Origin of the sequence: Pseudaquidulcibacter saccharophilus (genome assembly GCF_019455445.1) — a bacterium.
In the GTDB taxonomy this organism is placed as follows: domain Bacteria; phylum Pseudomonadota; class Alphaproteobacteria; order Caulobacterales; family Aquidulcibacteraceae; genus Pseudaquidulcibacter; species Pseudaquidulcibacter saccharophilus.
Genome location: NZ_JAHWUS010000002.1, coordinates 383,973 through 400,256, shown reverse-complemented (window position 1 = coordinate 400,256; position 16,284 = coordinate 383,973). Strand labels below are relative to the sequence as shown.

17 protein-coding genes are annotated in these 16,284 nt (G+C 40.9%); 5 read left to right on the top strand and 12 right to left on the bottom strand.

Annotated elements, in window-relative coordinates:
- Window positions 1-49 precede the first annotated feature (49 nt).
- Genes KXV15_RS07645 through KXV15_RS07620 form a run of 6 tightly spaced genes read right to left on the bottom strand, consistent with a single transcriptional unit; the run spans window position 50 to window position 6,366 of the window.
- Window positions 50-508, bottom strand: coding sequence for a RidA family protein (locus KXV15_RS07645; protein ID WP_240007578.1), 459 nt, complete (start codon window positions 506-508; stop codon window positions 50-52).
- A gap of 8 nt (window positions 509-516) precedes the next feature.
- A complete protein-coding gene (trpC, locus tag KXV15_RS07640; protein ID WP_240007768.1) occupies window positions 517-1,305 on the bottom strand; it encodes an indole-3-glycerol phosphate synthase TrpC in 789 nt (262 codons plus the stop codon).
- A gap of 1 nt (window position 1,306) precedes the next feature.
- Window positions 1,307-2,326, bottom strand: coding sequence for an anthranilate phosphoribosyltransferase (gene trpD / locus KXV15_RS07635; RefSeq protein ID WP_240007577.1), 1,020 nt, complete (start codon window positions 2,324-2,326; stop codon window positions 1,307-1,309).
- A complete protein-coding gene (locus KXV15_RS07630; RefSeq protein ID WP_240007576.1) occupies window positions 2,316-2,912 on the bottom strand; it encodes an anthranilate synthase component II in 597 nt (198 codons plus the stop codon). Before KXV15_RS07630 ends, trpD begins: the two co-directional genes overlap by 11 nt.
- Before the next feature lie 5 nt (window positions 2,913-2,917).
- Window positions 2,918-4,462 carry an anthranilate synthase component I gene (gene trpE / locus KXV15_RS07625; RefSeq protein WP_240007575.1) on the bottom strand — a complete coding sequence of 515 codons (1,545 nt, stop codon included), beginning with the start codon at window positions 4,460-4,462 and terminating at the stop codon, window positions 2,918-2,920.
- A 17-nt stretch (window positions 4,463-4,479) separates the two neighbouring features.
- Window positions 4,480-6,366: a peptidylprolyl isomerase gene (locus tag KXV15_RS07620; RefSeq protein WP_240007574.1), complete on the bottom strand. Its 1,887-nt coding sequence runs from the start codon at window positions 6,364-6,366 to the stop codon at window positions 4,480-4,482.
- A 161-nt stretch (window positions 6,367-6,527) separates the two neighbouring features.
- On the opposite strand from KXV15_RS07620, the gene tpiA reads away from it, so the two are divergent.
- The 5 genes from tpiA (at window position 6,528) to rpmF (ending at window position 10,944) form a co-directional block, all read left to right on the top strand.
- The gene (tpiA, locus tag KXV15_RS07615) at window positions 6,528-7,280 is read left to right on the top strand and encodes a triose-phosphate isomerase (protein WP_240007573.1); all 753 of its coding nucleotides are present in this window, start codon (window positions 6,528-6,530) and stop codon (window positions 7,278-7,280) included.
- A 99-nt stretch (window positions 7,281-7,379) separates the two neighbouring features.
- A complete protein-coding gene (locus KXV15_RS07610) occupies window positions 7,380-8,411 on the top strand; it encodes a response regulator (protein ID WP_240007572.1) in 1,032 nt (343 codons plus the stop codon).
- A gap of 109 nt (window positions 8,412-8,520) precedes the next feature.
- Complete coding sequence (gene secG / locus KXV15_RS07605; protein WP_240007767.1) at window positions 8,521-8,994, top strand: preprotein translocase subunit SecG; 474 nt, start codon at window positions 8,521-8,523, stop codon at window positions 8,992-8,994.
- Between the two features lie 41 nt (window positions 8,995-9,035).
- Window positions 9,036-10,673: a CTP synthase gene (locus tag KXV15_RS07600; RefSeq protein WP_240007571.1), complete on the top strand. Its 1,638-nt coding sequence runs from the start codon at window positions 9,036-9,038 to the stop codon at window positions 10,671-10,673.
- An 88-nt stretch (window positions 10,674-10,761) separates the two neighbouring features.
- Complete coding sequence (rpmF, locus tag KXV15_RS07595; RefSeq protein ID WP_240007570.1) at window positions 10,762-10,944, top strand: 50S ribosomal protein L32; 183 nt, start codon at window positions 10,762-10,764, stop codon at window positions 10,942-10,944.
- Window positions 10,945-10,998: 54 nt separating this feature from the next.
- On the opposite strand, the gene KXV15_RS07590 is transcribed toward rpmF, so the two are convergent.
- Genes KXV15_RS07590 through KXV15_RS07565 form a run of 6 tightly spaced genes read right to left on the bottom strand, consistent with a single transcriptional unit; the run spans window position 10,999 to window position 16,273 of the window.
- Complete coding sequence (locus KXV15_RS07590) at window positions 10,999-11,694, bottom strand: ATP12 family chaperone protein (protein WP_240007569.1); 696 nt, start codon at window positions 11,692-11,694, stop codon at window positions 10,999-11,001.
- A gap of 2 nt (window positions 11,695-11,696) precedes the next feature.
- A complete protein-coding gene (locus KXV15_RS07585; protein WP_240007568.1) occupies window positions 11,697-12,704 on the bottom strand; it encodes an RluA family pseudouridine synthase in 1,008 nt (335 codons plus the stop codon).
- A gap of 9 nt (window positions 12,705-12,713) precedes the next feature.
- Window positions 12,714-13,094, bottom strand: coding sequence for a fluoride efflux transporter CrcB (gene crcB, locus KXV15_RS07580; RefSeq protein ID WP_240007567.1), 381 nt, complete (start codon window positions 13,092-13,094; stop codon window positions 12,714-12,716).
- A complete protein-coding gene (locus KXV15_RS07575; RefSeq protein WP_240007566.1) occupies window positions 13,091-13,912 on the bottom strand; it encodes an RluA family pseudouridine synthase in 822 nt (273 codons plus the stop codon). The genes crcB and KXV15_RS07575 overlap by 4 nt, the downstream gene beginning before the upstream one ends.
- Entirely contained in the window at window positions 13,905-14,762 is an 858-nt protein-coding gene (gene nadC, locus KXV15_RS07570; RefSeq protein ID WP_240007565.1) for a carboxylating nicotinate-nucleotide diphosphorylase, read from the bottom strand. Before nadC ends, KXV15_RS07575 begins: the two co-directional genes overlap by 8 nt.
- On the bottom strand, window positions 14,759-16,273 hold the full coding sequence (locus tag KXV15_RS07565; RefSeq protein WP_240007564.1) for an L-aspartate oxidase: 1,515 nt from the start codon (window positions 16,271-16,273) through the stop codon (window positions 14,759-14,761). Before KXV15_RS07565 ends, nadC begins: the two co-directional genes overlap by 4 nt.
- Between the last annotated feature and the right edge of the window lie 11 nt (window positions 16,274-16,284).

The window sequence follows — 16,284 nt, the reverse complement described above, 5'->3', positions numbered from 1 at the left end:
TCCCATCACTTTGCAATTTCAATATTATTACAATTTTGGTCAGACCAATTTATGCGATTTCAAAAATCCCATCAACTTCGACCGCAAAGTCAAGCGGAAGATTGGCAACCCCAACCGCAGAACGCGCATGTTTGCCTTTTTCACCAAAAACTTCGACCATAACGTCAGAGCAACCATTTATAACCGCAGGAATTGCCGAAAAATCAGGTTTCACATTAACAAAACCACCAAGTTTAACAACGCGAACCACACGGTCCAAATCGCCACCACAAGCTGCTTTCAATTGTGCCAAAAGGTTTAATGCACAAAGCTTTGCAGCCGCTTGACCTTCTTCCAAAGTAAGATCACCCAACTTACCTTTGATGCCACCATCTGCAGAAATTGAAATTTGCCCAGAAATCAAAACTTGGGTTCCAGTTTGCACGAATGGAACATATGAAGCCACAGGGGCAGGTGGGTTTGGTAATTCGATACCTAATTCTTTTAGGCGCTCATCAATTTTTGACATGTTATTTCCTATCCAAACAATAATTCTTTTGTGGCGTTTGTTACGTCGGTTTTACGCATAAGGCTTTCACCGACTAAAAATCCTTTTGCACCACAATTTTGAAGGCGTTTAAGTTCATTATGGGTAAATATCCCGCTTTCAGCAACCAAAAAGACATTTTCATCAACCATCTTGGAAAGTTCTTCGGTTGTTTCAAGCCGGGTTTCAAAAGTCCGCAAATTGCGGTTATTGACCCCAATTAAACGCCCACCAATTTTTAATGCGCGTTCCATTTCCTCCATGTCATGGGTTTCAATTAAACTATCCATGCCCAATGCGGTTGCGGTTTCAAATAATTCCTTTGCCAATACATCATCTGTACAGGCCATAATAATCAAAATCGCGTCGGCCCCAATTGCGCGTGCCTCAACTACTTGTGCAACATCTATCATGAAGTCTTTGCGGATAACAGGAAGAGATACTTGTGCGCGTGCATCAATCAGATATTGATTGTCCCCTTGAAATGACGGTTTATCAGTAAGAATTGAAAGGCAGGCCGCACCGCCCAATTCATATGCTTTTGCAAGCTCTGGCGGATTAAAATCTTCACGGATCAAACCTTTTGATGGGCTGGCTTTTTTGATTTCTGCAATCAAAGCAGGCTTGGTTTTTGCAGCCACTTCAAGCGCGTTTAAAAAACCACGTGTCGGTTTTTGTTCTTTTGCCTTATTTTCAAGATCCGCGATTGTTGTATTTGATAATAATTCTGCCACTTCGGTCTTTTTGTAATCAACAATTTTGGCTAGTATGTCTGGAATATTACTCATTAGTAATTACCTTTAACGTATTTAAGACTTCCATTGCCTTGCCACTATCAATTGCGTTGGCCGCAACCTCCGCAGCCGTTTTTAAATCATTTGCAACGTCAGCCATCACCAAAGCACAAGCAGAATTCAAAATTACCGCATCACGATATTCAGATTTTTCACCGCGCAATAAATTCATTAATGCATTCGCATTAAAATTGGCGTCGCCACCTTTCAAGGTTTCAAGTGGTGAATTTGCCAACCCACAATCAGATGGGTTTATTGTAAATTCGCGTAATTTGCCATTTTTTAGCTCAACTACATCCGTTGGACCATGTAAAACAGCCTCATCAAGACCACCAAGTCCGTGAATAATCCAAACAGCTTTTGAACCAAGCTCACGTAAAGTTTCCGCAACAGCAACCAGCAACTCAGGTCGGTAAACCCCCATCAATTGTTTTGATGCAAGCGTAGGATTACATAATGGCCCCATAATATTAAACGCTGTTCCAAAACCTAGCTCGCGCCGCAATGGACCGACATAAGCAAGTTTTGGGTGATAATTTGGCGCGAAGAAAAAGGCCAGATTTGCATCCTCAAGAGCTTTTAATTGAATTTTAGGGTCAGAGGTAAGCTTTACTCCTAATGCCTCTAATACATCTGCTGCGCCGCAAATAGAGGACATTGAACGATTACCGTGCTTGGCAACCTTTGTACCCGTTGCCGCAACAACAAATGAAGTCGCGGTTGAAATATTTAATGAGTGCGCACCATCACCACCAGTTCCACAAACATCAATTGTTTCAAAAGGAACATCAAGCTTAATCATTTTTGAACGCATTGCAGATGCACCGGCAACCAATGTATCTGTTGCATTTACCTTGGCAACCTCAAGCCCCATTAGGAACGCACCAATTTGGGCAGGAGTAACTTCAGCTTCTAAAATTGCCTCAAATACATCGCGCATTTCATCTTTGGTAATCGGCCTTACAAGCGCTAGTTCAGTAAGTATTGGTTTAACATTAATCGGCATTTTTAAAATGTTCCGCAATTTTCAAAAAGTTATCAAGCATTTCATGACCATATTCGGACGCGATTGATTCAGGGTGGAATTGAACGCCATAAATCGGTCTATTTTTATGATGAATTGCCATAATCTCACCATCCGCAGTTTTTGCGTCAGCCTCAAGAACATCAGGTAGAGTAGAAGGTTCTATTGCGAGAGAATGATAACGGGTAACATTGAAACACTTTGGCAAACCTTCAAAAAGTCCTTTGCCATTATTTTCAATCATTGAAGTTTTACCATGAATGATTGCTTTTGCTGATAAAACCTCACCCCCCATAACTTCGCCAATCGTTTGATGTCCCAAACAAACCCCAAGGATTGGTAATTTCGGTGGTGCTTTGGCAACCACATCAATACAAACGCCAGCTTCTTTAGGTGACTTTGGACCAGGTGAGAGAACAATTGCATCAAACCTGAGCGCAAGGAACTCCTCTGCGCTCATTGCGTCATTGCGCATTACTGTAACTTCTGCACCCAATTCCTCTAAATAATGAACGAGGTTATAGGTAAAGCTGTCATAATTATCGATAAGAAGTAATTTAATGCTCATTTGTTTTACTCGTAAATCACGGCTTCAGAAGCCGCACTAACCAATGCACGTGATTTAGCAATGCACTCAAGGTGTTCTTTTTCAGGATCCGAATCAAGAACAACGCCGGCACCGGCCTGTATGTATAATTTATTGTCTTTAAGGACGCCGGTTCTTAGCGCAATGCAGATATCCATATCTCCATTAGCGCTAAAATATCCTACACCCCCTGCATAAATACCACGCTCGTGGGGTTCAAGCTCGGAGATTATTTCCATTGCCCTAATTTTTGGTGCGCCTGATACTGTTCCGGCTGGAAAACCCGCTAATAGTGCATCAAGTGCAGTTAATTCAGGTTTTAACGTGCCTTCAACGTTGGAAACGATATGCATCACATGCGAATAACGCTCAATAACAAATTTTTGTGTAACACGAATACCACCAGCAAAGTTAGTATTTCGTTCCTGATTGCTATGCGCCTTGTTAATTGAAACCCGTCCAACATCATTACGCCCCAAGTCCAGCAGCATTAAATGTTCTGCAACTTCTTTAGGGTCATTAAGCAATTCTTCTTCTAATGCCAAATCCTTTGCCTGGGTTTCTCCACGTGGTCGTGTTCCGGCAATTGGTCTTACGGTAACTGTACCATCACGCAAGCGCACCAAAATTTCAGGACTAGAGCCAATGATTGAAAAACCATTCATTTGCAGAATGAACAAAAAAGGCGAGGGGTTAGTACGACGTAACGCACGGTAAAGTGCAAGCGGCGATTTATCAAAATCAATCGAAAACCTTTGAGACGGTACAACCTGAAAAATATCACCTGCACGTATATGTGCACGCGCCTTTTCAACGCCTGCCATATATTGCGCAGGTGTTTGATTTGAAGAAATATCAGCAAAATATGTAGGCTTAGAAGTATCAGGGGCTTTTAATGGATTAGGTTGCGATAGTTTTGCAATCGTTTCATCAATAAGTTTTTGCCCTGTCGCAATTGCGGTTGCCGCATCAATGCCATCTTTGGGACGAATTGGGGTTGCAAGTATCATTTCCTGCTTCACGCCATCAAAAACAATGACAAGGCGTGGGCGCATCAACATTGAGTAAGGAAGCTCTAATGGATCACGAGCTGCAATCGGTAACTTTTCATAAAAACGCACCATCTCATAGCCAACATAGCCATAAAGGCCAGCCAGTGGAGACGGTAAAAAACTTGGAAAATCTAACTTGTTTTCATCAAGTAATTTTTTAAGCGCATCAAGTGGATTGCCATCAATATTTGTGGCTTTACCAAAAACACCGCTTTCATCAATTTCAGTTAGATTTGCGGCACGACCTTCTACTGAAAATAACAAATCAGGGTTTGATGCAACTATTGAATAACGTCCGCGATTTTCACCACCTTCGACGCTTTCAAATAGACAAGAACCAAACTTTTCCGCGCCAAGTTTTGCAAATGCGCTAATCGGGGTTTCAATGTCGTCTATACGTCTTTGCCATAATAAAGTGCCGATTCCCTGATTATATTTTTCGGTAATCTCATTCAGGTTGGCACTTTTATTACTAGACATTTTTTTCCCGTTTATAATTATTTTGCGTTATCGTCTCCGAACACACGATTTAGGCGTTCAGGATAGGTTTTAGTTTTGGTTCGTTCACGAGCGATATTGCCCCAAATAGTCATAATATCTTCTTGAACAGATCCACGAACACTTTGTTCGGCTTGTGCAAGTCTATCAGGTGCCTTGTTTTCATCATCACGTTGGATATTATCAACCCTGACGACTGCATACTGAACACCATCTGCAACTGGACCAAAAGTAATTGTTCCTTTTTTAGCGTCAAATATTGCCGCAGATAATTCTTTTGAACCTTGACCACGAAGCAAAGGTTGCGGCGGTTTTACAATTGTAAGATTATATTTTTTTGCCGCAGCTTCTAAAGATGATGCTTGCGCAACCTTCAAAATTTCTTCGGCTTTAGCTTTTACACGTTTTCCAAGTTCTTCACGAACCCATGCTTGGGCAAGTTCAGTTTTAACTTCAGCAAGTGGAACCGGTGCCTTAGGTTTGATATTATCAACACGGAAAGCGACATAGCTATCATTTTTAGACGTTAAAAGATCAGTAGTATCGCCTTTGGCAATATTAAAGACATCGTCAAAACCACTCATAATATTTGAAATTAACTCAGGAACTTTGCCAGTCGCAAGCTCTTGACCTTGTTGTGTGATGCCAACAAGTTTAGTAATTTTAAATCCGGCCTTACCAGCAGCAACTTCAACACTATCCCCCTGTGAAACCGCTTGTTCATAGGTCTCAGTGGCATTTGTCAATTCTTGCCCAGCTTGTTCTTTTGCCAATTCTTCACGAATTTTAACTGATGCGGCGGCAAAATCAGCTGCCTTTTCAGCTTGTTCGCTTGTAACAACAAATGCCGAATAAGAAAGCGCGCCCTTAACAGCAGATGCAACACCAACCTGCGCCGCAAAAACTGCTTTACCAACCTCTTTATCAGGAATTTGTGACAAGGTTGAATCATTGAAAGTAAGCGGGTTTTGTAGGCCCAATGCTTTTGAAATTTCTACTGGGTTTTTACCAGCCTTAAGCATTGCAGCCGCTTGATTTGCTTTAGCTTCATCAGGAGCGACAATTTGAACAAATGAACGTTTTGCAGGAACTACAAGTTTATCTTTTTGGATATTAAAGATTTTTTGAACTTCTGCTTCGTCAACTTTAACTTTTGGAAGAAAATCAGTTAATTGGGCAACCACCACTGTCACATCGCGGGTTTCAGGACGCATTAAACGTTCTTTGTTTTGATTATAGAAATTCTGTAAATCCTGATCGGTAGGGGTAGGCGCACCGCCAACCATTGCAGGGGTTACAGGCAACATAGAAACAGTACGACGTTCTGTTGAATATGCGAGTGTTTGAGATGAATAGTATTTAGGTGCACGGAAACCAGAAACGGAAGCAACGGTCATAAGTTGGCGCGCCATATCATTACGGACAGAAGTTTCAAACTGCGCAACAGTAAGTTTGTTTTGGCTTAATGTCTGCTGGTATGCGATTTCAGAAAATTTGCCAGTTGTAGGGTCAATAAAAGCAGGAATTTTTGCGATTTCTGATTTAAGTTTGGTGTCAGAAACATAAACGCCAATCAATTGCATTAATGCACCAAATGCTTTTTCAGAAACCATTTGCTCCAATATTGCGATATCTTCTTTTGCATCACGAACTTGCTGCGTTGTTACAGTTTGCTTTGTCTCTTCGCTTGCACGCTTAATGAAACGGTCAAATTCAGTTTTATATTCAGCAATTGTGATGTCTTTGCCGTTAACAGTTGCAAGATTATCTTTATTATTTGATTTGAAAACATCATTTATGCCCCAAACCGCAAAAGAAACCACCAACAGGCCCATGAGAATTTTTGCAACCCATGAACGTGCAAATTTACGAACCATTCCTAGCATATTTTAATCCCTAATATTCTGGAGATGCTGCGCACAGAAAAGTGCGTCAAATTACCCCTGAAATTAATGTAACAAATTCCTTCCATAGTGATGCTTTAAGCTATAAGCAAGCATTTGATTACATGATATGTATCAAAATTAATGTAAAACTGGGGAAAATCATGGAAAAATCAAAATATATTTATGGCAATTGGAAAATGAATGGCCTTTTGGGTCATGTTGAACTTGCCAAAGCTGTTGAAGCCGGCACCATAGAAATTGGAGCACAAAATGTTGAAGTCGGCATTTGCCCGCCTTTTACATTACTTAAAACCATTAAAGATGGAATCAATTCGATCGTTGTTGGTGCGCAAGATTGCCACTTTACTGAAAGTGGCGCACATACCGGCGATATATCTGCCATAATGTTAAAAGAAATTGGTGTTGGCGCAGTAATATTAGGACACTCAGAAAGAAGAACAAACCATTTTGAAACGTCTGATTTGGTTGCTAAAAAAGCAATATTCGCACAACAATCTGGATTAAAAACCATTGTTTGCGTTGGTGAGTCTCTTCAAGAACGTGAAGCAGGGAACGCAGAAACCGTTGTACTTAAACAAATTATAGAATCAGCACTTCCTGAACTTGAAGCCGCAAAACTTATCATCGCATATGAACCAGTTTGGGCAATTGGAACCGGCAAAGTTGCAAGTAACGATGATATTCGTGAAATGCACCTAAGCATTCGAAATAAATTAATAGAAATTTTTGGTGATTCTGGAAAAGATATTCCAATTCAATATGGTGGCAGCGTTAACGCCAAAAACGCATCAGAGATACTTGCAATTGAAAATGTCAATGGCGCATTGGTAGGTGGTGCAAGTTTGAAGGCGCCAGACTTTTTGGAAATAATAAAAGCCGCTGCAACCTTATAAATAAGTGCATATCAGCTTAACACAATATTTAAAAATCCCTGCAACAATGTCTTTTTTGAAGTATCATTATGCTTATGAGGCATTGTTCAGGGGCTTGCATTGCAACAACTAGATTTAGGTGAAGCATTAGTAGTTATTTATGACCCGATGCGGGGCAATATGCTAACTACGCGCTCGATACTTCATGGAATGGGGTTTCGTAATATCGAAGGTTATACCTCATTTGAAAACCTTGTCAGGCGACTAAAAAATAATGATACGGCAATACTTTTTATTGAAGGCTCGGATAATACTGACCAAGTAGTCGAGTTATTGCAATCAATTCGTATGGGATCAACAAAATGTAACCCGTTCTTGCCAATTGTTGCTACCTTATGGGTTGGTAATAGTGATATTGTTGCCAATTTATTAAATGCGGGCTGTGACGACGTTCTATTACGTCCGTTTTCCGTTTCAAAAACTCAAGAAAGAGTTCGCGCAATTATCGAAAACCGCAAGCGTTTTGTTGTTACATCTGATTATGTAGGCCCCGATAGAGGTAAACCAAAAACGGGCCGTTATAGTGTTGAAGCATTTGAAGTCCCCAACCCATTGAAAATTGTGGTTTATGGCGGATCATCAGATCCTGTTAAGCAATTAGAAGAATTAGAAAACGCAAAAAAACGTGTGAATAAAGAACGTCTTGCGAAACTTGCGCGTCGTATTGCAATTGCGGCCGAAGTAACACTGCAATCTTACAAAGATTTCAATAAAAACAATGGGTTTGTATTAGATTTGCTTGAAACAACCTATGAATTGGTTCGCACTGCAAAACGAATGGATAATGAAGAAATTAACGATATGGCCGTTGTCCTTGAAAATATTGCTAGCAAAACTGCAAGCGGAACAAATACTGTTGAAAACGCCAATCTTACTCGGCAACTCGCACTTGCAATATTTGTTGCTTATGCTTCCGATGACGGCGAAATTTTCAAAAAAGATCTTGAGGCAACGCTATCATCAGTTAGAAATCGCTTGAACAAAGCACGCGATCGTGATGATAAAATCAAAAACCTTGTGGTAAACCCAGAAAATCTAAATTTCAGCAATAACAATGACGATGATGATGCTATGAAATATCTTTCAAGCTAAATTATCCATTTTTGCCTGATTACCAACAGTTTAAACAGTTACAAACCTTGAATTTTTTTAAACAAAGTGCAAATAGCCTGTTTAATATTTAATATAAAGCGTGGAAATAATGTTAGAAGCACTATTGGCAGTCCATATCATAATCTGTATCGCACTTGTTGGCGCAATTCTTTTGCAACGTTCAGAAGGTGGCGGCGCTTTGGGAATTGGTGGCGGACCGTCTGGACTTATGTCTAGCCGTAGTGCGGCAAACTTTATGACACGCACAACAGCTGTTTTAGCGACCATTTTCTTTTTGACATCTATTTCTTTGGTTGTTGCTTCTGGTGGCGCTAAAAAGACTGCTACATCAGTTATGGGTCAGGGTAGGGATGCAAACGGTCTTCCTACCAAATCAATTGAATTTGGTAACTCAACAACAAATGCTGTTAACAGTGTGGCCAACACAACTGGTACAAATATTCCGCAGTCTCAAGCAGCACCTGCAACTGCGCCACAAAATAGTGTTGGTTCTGAATTTAATACTTCAACTCTTCCGGCTGCTGCGCAAAACAACAAAAATACTGACAAAAACAGTAAATAAAGTTTTGTAATTTTCATGAATCTTAGGTAAGAAGGTCTCCCATGACCCGTTATGTATTTATTACTGGGGGCGTGGTGTCCTCCCTTGGCAAAGGTATTGCTTCTGCGGCTTTGGGTGCGCTTTTACAGGCGCGCGGCTATAAAGTTCGCCTCCGTAAACTTGATCCCTATCTAAATGTTGACCCTGGAACGATGTCGCCATATCAACATGGTGAAGTATTTGTTACCGATGATGGTGCTGAAACCGACCTTGATTTAGGTCATTATGAGCGTTTCACAGGCGTAAGTGCCCACCAAGGTGACAATGTTACCGCAGGACGTATTTATCAAGAAATTCTATCAAAAGAGCGTCGTGGTGGTTATCTTGGTGCAACAATCCAAGTAATTCCACATGTTACAAACGCAATCAAAGAATTTATTCTTGGCGATGCTGATGGTGCTGATTTTGTATTATGCGAAATCGGCGGAACAGTTGGTGACATTGAAGGTCTTCCATTCTTTGAAGCCATCCGCCAATTGGGACAAGAATTAGACCCACTACAAGCGATTTACGTGCATCTTACTTTGATGCCATATATATCTACTGCTGGGGAAATGAAAACCAAGCCGACCCAACACTCGGTAAAAGAGTTACGATCAATTGGTATTCAACCAAATATCCTTATTTGCCGTTGCGATAGGGAAATTCCAGAAGAAGAACGTCGCAAAATTGCACTTTTTTGTAATGTTCGCCCATCTGGCGTTATCGAAGCAATGGACTCAAAACATATTTATGAAGTTCCACTTGATTACCATGCAAGAGGACTTGATAAAGAAGTATTGCGCTGTTTCGGTATAAATGATGCTCCAGAGCCTAATTTAACAAAATGGCAGGATGTATCACGCCGTCTTAATAACCCTGATGGTGAGGTTACAATTGCAATTGTTGGTAAATATACGGCGATGAAAGATTCGTATAAATCACTTATTGAGGCACTTCATCATGGCGGCCTTGCCAATGATGTAAAGGTAAATCTCAATTGGATTGATGCCCGTGAATTTGATAAAGATAATGAAGCTGAAATTTCTGATGAGCTTTCTGGCGTTCATGCAATCCTTGTCCCTGGTGCATTTGGTGATTCTGGTGCCGAAGGTAAAATTAAGGCAATTAAATTTGCACGCGAACATAAAATTCCATACTTTGGCATTTGTTTTGGTATGCAAATGGCTTGTGTTGAAGCTGCAAGAAATATTGCCAAAATTAATGGCGCATCTTCTAGCGAGTTTGGTGAATGCGCCGAACCTATTGTTGGCCTAATGACCGAATGGGTAAAAGGCAACACACAGGAAGTTCGTTCGAAAGAAGGCGATATGGGCGGAACAATGCGCCTTGGCGCCTATAATGCATCATTAAAATCAGGCTCAAAAGTTGCGCAGATATATGGTTCTGATACAATTTCCGAACGCCATAGGCATCGTTATGAAGTTAATATCAACTATAAAGAACAACTTGAAAATAGCGGTCTTATATTCTCTGGCTTGTCACCTGACGGTCAATTGCCAGAAATTGTAGAGCGTGAAGATCATCCTTGGTTTATTGCTGTCCAATTCCATCCAGAGCTAAAATCACGTCCTTTTGACCCTCATCCACTGTTTAAAGACTTCGTTCGCGCAGCTTTAGTGCAGTCAAGAATGGTTTAGATATTGATTTTTCTGAAACCTCTGCTAAAGACCGCGTCTCGAATTTTTTGCAAATGAATTATTTGCCTTAATAAGAAGGATATTTCCTATGGCTGTGCCTAAACGTAAAACAAGCCCATCACGCCGTGGTATGCGCCGCGCACATGACGCTTTGGGTTCAAACTCTTTTGTTGAAGATAAAAATTCTGGCGAACTTCGCCGCCCACACCACATTGACCTAAAAACTGGTCAATACCGTGGTCGTCAAGTTTTGACTGTAAAAGAAGATTAATTTATTTTTCTTCGATGCAATTTAAAAAGCCCAAGCGATGCTTGGGCTTTTTTGCTATAATGTCTTGAGAAATTTTTCTACCGCCTCAATATCTTTGCGCTTCAGAGAAGATTTTTGCAAATCTTCTTCATCATAGCCCCAGATAGTGGCATTGTGATCTTCTTCGATGCGAATTGCCTTGAATGCGGTTTCGGCGTCCAAGGTGCTTTTAATTAGCGCCAATGCCAAAATAGCCGACCCCAATACCTGGGTCATGAATGAAAATGTAGTTAGATATAAATCATCCATATCATTTGCAATTGCGCCAACTTTTTCCAAAGTTTCTGTGGTTTGCGCGGTTTCAAGTGAATCAAGCATGATTACAAATTCAAGGCCATATTCGCTTTTTACCCAATTCAAAACAGGCTGCCATAATTCATCTTGCTTTTTCACAATTGGGGCAGGGGATGAAACCATATAACAAAGCAAGTCAGTTGACGCATACTTTTGAATTTCTTCAATCATCGCACCGCGTGAATCACTTGCCTTATCAATCACGACATTCATCAGACGGGTGATTGGCATTAGATTTGGGTCAAGTTGCTTTGGCTGCCCATTCCATTCATCAGCAATGATTTGTGCGGAAGAGGCATTGGGTAACAATAGTGCCTTGCGTAATGGTGTCGTTAATTTACGACCATCAAGCAAAACGGTGAACCCACCATCAATTTGCTCAACAGTTGCTTGTTTATAAAAACGATTTTGGCTCATAACTAATTCTTGAAAGGCTCAAATGGATCTTTACATTCACGCTCATCAAAACCTAAAAGCTCAAAAGCTTTGACAAAGTGTTTTGGCAATGGCGCAATTAATCTTAATGGCTTGCCACTTGTTGGATGCGGAATAATAATACCGCGTGCATGAAGGTGTAAATTTGTTTCCGAAAGACCACCGATATCAGGACGATCGCAAACATATTTTCTATCACCCGCAATTGACGTTCCCATACCTTGTGAGTGGAAACGTAATTGGTGGGTACGCCCTGTAACCGGTTTAAACGCAACCCATGACGCACGAGTACCGGCATTTGAAATAACTTCATAATCAGTAATTGCAAATTGTGCATCACGCTCACCGTGGCGTGCCGAATGAACCATCTCCATTTCAGGGTTGTGTTTTGATCCTTGCTTTTTCAACCAGCCACGAATTTCACCACTCATTGGATGCGGGGTTCCCAATAGAATAGCCCAATAAACCTTGGTTGTTTGTCTTGACGCAAACGCCTTGGTAAGTTTGGCTATGGCATTGGGATTACGCCCGAATAACACAACGCCCGAAGTTTCTTTATCTAAACGGTGTGCAAGTTTTGGCTTGCCATATTCTTCATGCGAAAAAACCGCCATTAGCTCATCAAGGTGTCGATTGGTTTTTGACCCACCCTGAACCGCAAGACCAGGAGGCTTATTAATTGCAATGACGTCATCATCCTCATAGAGAACGATTGATTTTAATAATTCCTCATCTTCTTTGGAAATTAAATGCTTTTTCTCTTTGGCTTCACGCATAATATCGTAAATATCGCCAGGGACAGTAACATCCATACCAGCTGAAAGGCGGTCCGATGCCTTTTTTGCACGAGCTCCATCAATGCGGATTAAGCCACGGCGAATTAATTGCTCAATTCGCCCTTGAGGTAGGGATTCAAATTTGCGACGTAAGAAACGGTCCAGACGAACTTCGCCGTCTTCCGCCTTAACAGGTAGTGTAATTGGTGATGTCATAAAAAGCCCTTACAACAAAGGCTTGGAAATTGCCATGCCTATAAACACAGCCGTAAATCCCAATAATACCGATAATGCAACATATAATAAAGCTTGTGGCGCTTGACCATGTTCCATAAGTCTTAATGTCTCAAGGGAAAAGCTTGAAAATGTTGTATATCCGCCCAATATTCCAACCATAACAAAATATTGAACAAAATTATGGTGAGTTCCATCTTTGGTAAGCAAAGTAGCGGCAATACCGATAAAAAAACTGCCGGTAATATTTATTCCCATTGTACCAAAAGGAAAACCTGCGCCAAACGCGTTAAGTGCAGCACGACCAAGCAACATGCGGATAACACCGCCAATACCCGCACCAAAAAAAACATACAGAATTTCACGTGTCATTGAAATGCCCCAAGCCACTCATTCATATCATCAGGAAGCGGGCATTCAAAGCGCTTAATTCCATCACCAGTGTCAATTTCGAGTGTTTGCGCATGAAGCATTAAACGTGGAACTTTTTTACCATCTATACTTAGAAGTCCACCATATTTCATGTCGCCAAGAATTGGGTGCCCAATATATGCAAGATGAGATCGCAATTGATGCATTCTTCCAGTTTTTGGATATAATTTCACAAGGCTAATTTTGCCATTTGTTTTCAATGTTTCAAAAATGGTTTCTGCGGCTTGTGCATCTTTATCGCCTTTGTTTGCGATAACTGAAATGTCTATATTTCCAGTTTTTCCACGTTTTAGCGGGACATCAATAATGCCACTTTGTGAAGGTTGCCCAATTACTATTGCATAATATGTTTTTCTCGCTTTTTTCTGGGCAAATTGTTCTGATAAAAATGCGGCCGTAGTTCGGTTTTTAGCGGCAATTAATATGCCAGATGTTTCGCGGTCGATACGATGCACAAGTTTTGGCTTTTTACGTTGGTTAATAACCAATGCAGATAATAGGTTATCAACACATTTTTCAACACCATTACCACTTTGAACCGCTAGACCTGATGGCTTATTTAAAACAACATAATGAAGCGTTGCATCCAAAACCAATGATTTAATAAAGGCAGTATCTTCAGGTGAGATTTCGGTTGAAGCAACATTTGTTTTTACCCCATTTGTACTTTGTGGCTTTGGGCCACGAAACGGGCTTCGTTTTGGCCTTGCAAATTTATTATTGGGTCTGCTTCGTTTTGGGCTAGAGTTATTATTCACTATCAAGGCCTACATCAAAATTTGGTGCCGAATGAGTAAGGGCGCCAACTGAAATCACATCAACGCCAGTTTCGGCAATTGCCTTTACAGTATTTATATTAACGCCGCCAGATGCCTCTAAAGTAATTCTTTTACCTGCAAAATCGCGTGTAATTTTTACCGCGTCACAAAGCATTTCATTTGAGAAATTATCAAGCATTATGACATCAGGATAATGGGGTAGTGCGGCTTTTAATTGCGCAATACTATCAACCTCAATTTCAATCGGTACCAAATGACCAACATTTGATTTTGCCGCCAATAATGCATTCTCGACACCGCCACATGCTGCAACATGATTGTCTTTAATCAAAATCGCATCATCCAGACCAAAACGATGGTTTACCCCACCACCCATCTTTACCGCAAATTTTTCAAAAGCGCGTAAATTAGGCGTTGTCTTTCGTGTGTCAGTTATTTTTGCATTTGTATGCTTTACTAATTCAACATATTTCGAGGTTAATGTTGCAATGCCTGAAAGTCGTCCAACAAAATTTAGCATAACCCTCTCAGCCATTAATAGCGAACGCGCATTTCCCGAAATATTGGCAATAATTTCACCTTTTTTTACGCTATCCCCATTATGCTTAACAGCATCAAAAACGGCATTTGCATCAACCAATTTTAATGTAATAGCCGCAATATCAACGCCGGCAATTACCCCATCTTCGCGCGAACGCATCACCCATTTGGCATTTACATCAGATGGCACGCAAGAAATGGTTGTTATGTCGCCACTTCTGCCAAAATCTTCGCGTAAAGCAGCACTGATGATAGGTTCAACTATTTGGTATGGAAGGTTATTGCTCATAAGATTTTTATATTACCTTCATCTTCAACAAGCAAATAAGAATGTCGTGCATTTGTATCTAATTGTGTGAAATCACTTCTAAAATGGCTACCGCGACTTTCTTTTCGTGCAATGGCAGCTTTAACCATTAATTGCATGGTTATAAGTTCGTTTGGAATCCATTTATCAAATGTCTCCGCATAATCTGCCAATAAATGCTCTAGGCGTGTCATATCATTTTTATTTCTAACGACGCCTAAATCAGCACTCATTAGCATTCTAAACGCTTTTTGATTGGTTTTATCCATTACCTCTGGGATAATTTCAGGGGCATCAAATTTGACGTCTTCTGTCTCTTGCCCTTTTAACCTTTCTGCACACCTTCCGGCAAAAACTATGGCCTCTAATAATGAATTTGAGGCAAGCCGATTTGCACCATGAAGCCCAGTCGATGAACATTCACCAATTGCAGATAAACCTTGTAACGTGGTTTTTCCCCACATATCTGCAACAATCCCACCCATGTGATAGTGTACCGCAGGAGTAACAGGAATTGGTTGGATGCGGGGGTCGATGTTTGCATCCATACATGATGCAAAAACTGTTGGAAAATGATTGGGAAATTCATCGCCAATTGCTTTGGTTGCATCAAGAAATGCCCGTTTTCCAGAATGATTTTCGGTGAAAACTGCACGGGCAACAATATCACGTGGGGCAAGATTACCGAGTTCATGATATTTTTTCATAAATGGCACGCCAAATCGATCAACCAAATCCGCACCTTCGCCGCGTAACGCCTCTGAAGCAAGTGGGGCAGGGTCTTTGCCAATATTGATTGCGGTAGGATGAAATTGAACGAATTCTGGGTCGGCAATCATTGCCCCACATCGTGCAGCCATGCCAAGACCTTGACCGCGTGATTGCATAGGGTTGGTGGTAACGGCATATAAACCACCAATTCCACCAGTGGCTAATATAGTTTGACTTGCATTTATATGAAATACATCGCCATCACCTTTAATTATCGCACCACAAATCTGACCATTTGAATTTTGCAGAAGTGATAAGGCTGTATGATTTTCAATAATCTCAATATTTTCTGCCTTTGTTGCAAGCGCAATCAGACTTTTCATGATTTCACGCCCTGCTAGATCGCCGGCAACACGCGCAACACGTGGCAACGAGTGCGCGGCTTCTAAACTTAGCGCAAGTTCACCATTTTCTTTTTTATCGAATGGTACGCCATATTCTAAAAGGTTATAAACCCTTTGTGGCCCCTCATGTGCAACAAGGTTTGCCACAACTTCATCAACCAATCCGGCACCCGCATTAATAGTATCTTTTGCATGAAGCTCTGGGCTGTCGGCTTTTGATAATGCGGCAGCAATACCGCCCTGTGCCCATGCCGATGAAGCGGCATTACCAACTGGAGCAGGTGATAAAACCACACATTTACGTGGTGCTAGCTTAAGAGCAAGAAATAAACCTGCCAAACCTGCACCAATAATTAAAACATCGCAATTCTTTGACATTAATGCAATTT

Coding starts and splice junctions, on each gene's coding strand:
- rpmF (WP_240007570.1), top strand. CDS start 10,762: ATGGCTGTGCCTAAACGTAAAACAAGCCCATCACGCCGTGGTATGCGC.
- tpiA (WP_240007573.1), top strand. CDS start 6,528: ATGGAAAAATCAAAATATATTTATGGCAATTGGAAAATGAATGGCCTT.
- trpE (WP_240007575.1), bottom strand. CDS start 4,462: ATGTCTAGTAATAAAAGTGCCAACCTGAATGAGATTACCGAAAAATAT.
- KXV15_RS07645 (WP_240007578.1), bottom strand. CDS start 508: ATGTCAAAAATTGATGAGCGCCTAAAAGAATTAGGTATCGAATTACCA.
- KXV15_RS07585 (WP_240007568.1), bottom strand. CDS start 12,704: ATGACATCACCAATTACACTACCTGTTAAGGCGGAAGACGGCGAAGTT.
- KXV15_RS07565 (WP_240007564.1), bottom strand. CDS start 16,273: ATGTCAAAGAATTGCGATGTTTTAATTATTGGTGCAGGTTTGGCAGGT.
- trpD (WP_240007577.1), bottom strand. CDS start 2,326: ATGCCGATTAATGTTAAACCAATACTTACTGAACTAGCGCTTGTAAGG.
- KXV15_RS07600 (WP_240007571.1), top strand. CDS start 9,036: ATGACCCGTTATGTATTTATTACTGGGGGCGTGGTGTCCTCCCTTGGC.
- KXV15_RS07590 (WP_240007569.1), bottom strand. CDS start 11,694: ATGAGCCAAAATCGTTTTTATAAACAAGCAACTGTTGAGCAAATTGAT.
- KXV15_RS07620 (WP_240007574.1), bottom strand. CDS start 6,366: ATGCTAGGAATGGTTCGTAAATTTGCACGTTCATGGGTTGCAAAAATT.
- KXV15_RS07630 (WP_240007576.1), bottom strand. CDS start 2,912: ATGAGCATTAAATTACTTCTTATCGATAATTATGACAGCTTTACCTAT.
- nadC (WP_240007565.1), bottom strand. CDS start 14,762: ATGAGCAATAACCTTCCATACCAAATAGTTGAACCTATCATCAGTGCT.
- crcB (WP_240007567.1), bottom strand. CDS start 13,094: ATGACACGTGAAATTCTGTATGTTTTTTTTGGTGCGGGTATTGGCGGT.
- secG (WP_240007767.1), top strand. CDS start 8,521: ATGTTAGAAGCACTATTGGCAGTCCATATCATAATCTGTATCGCACTT.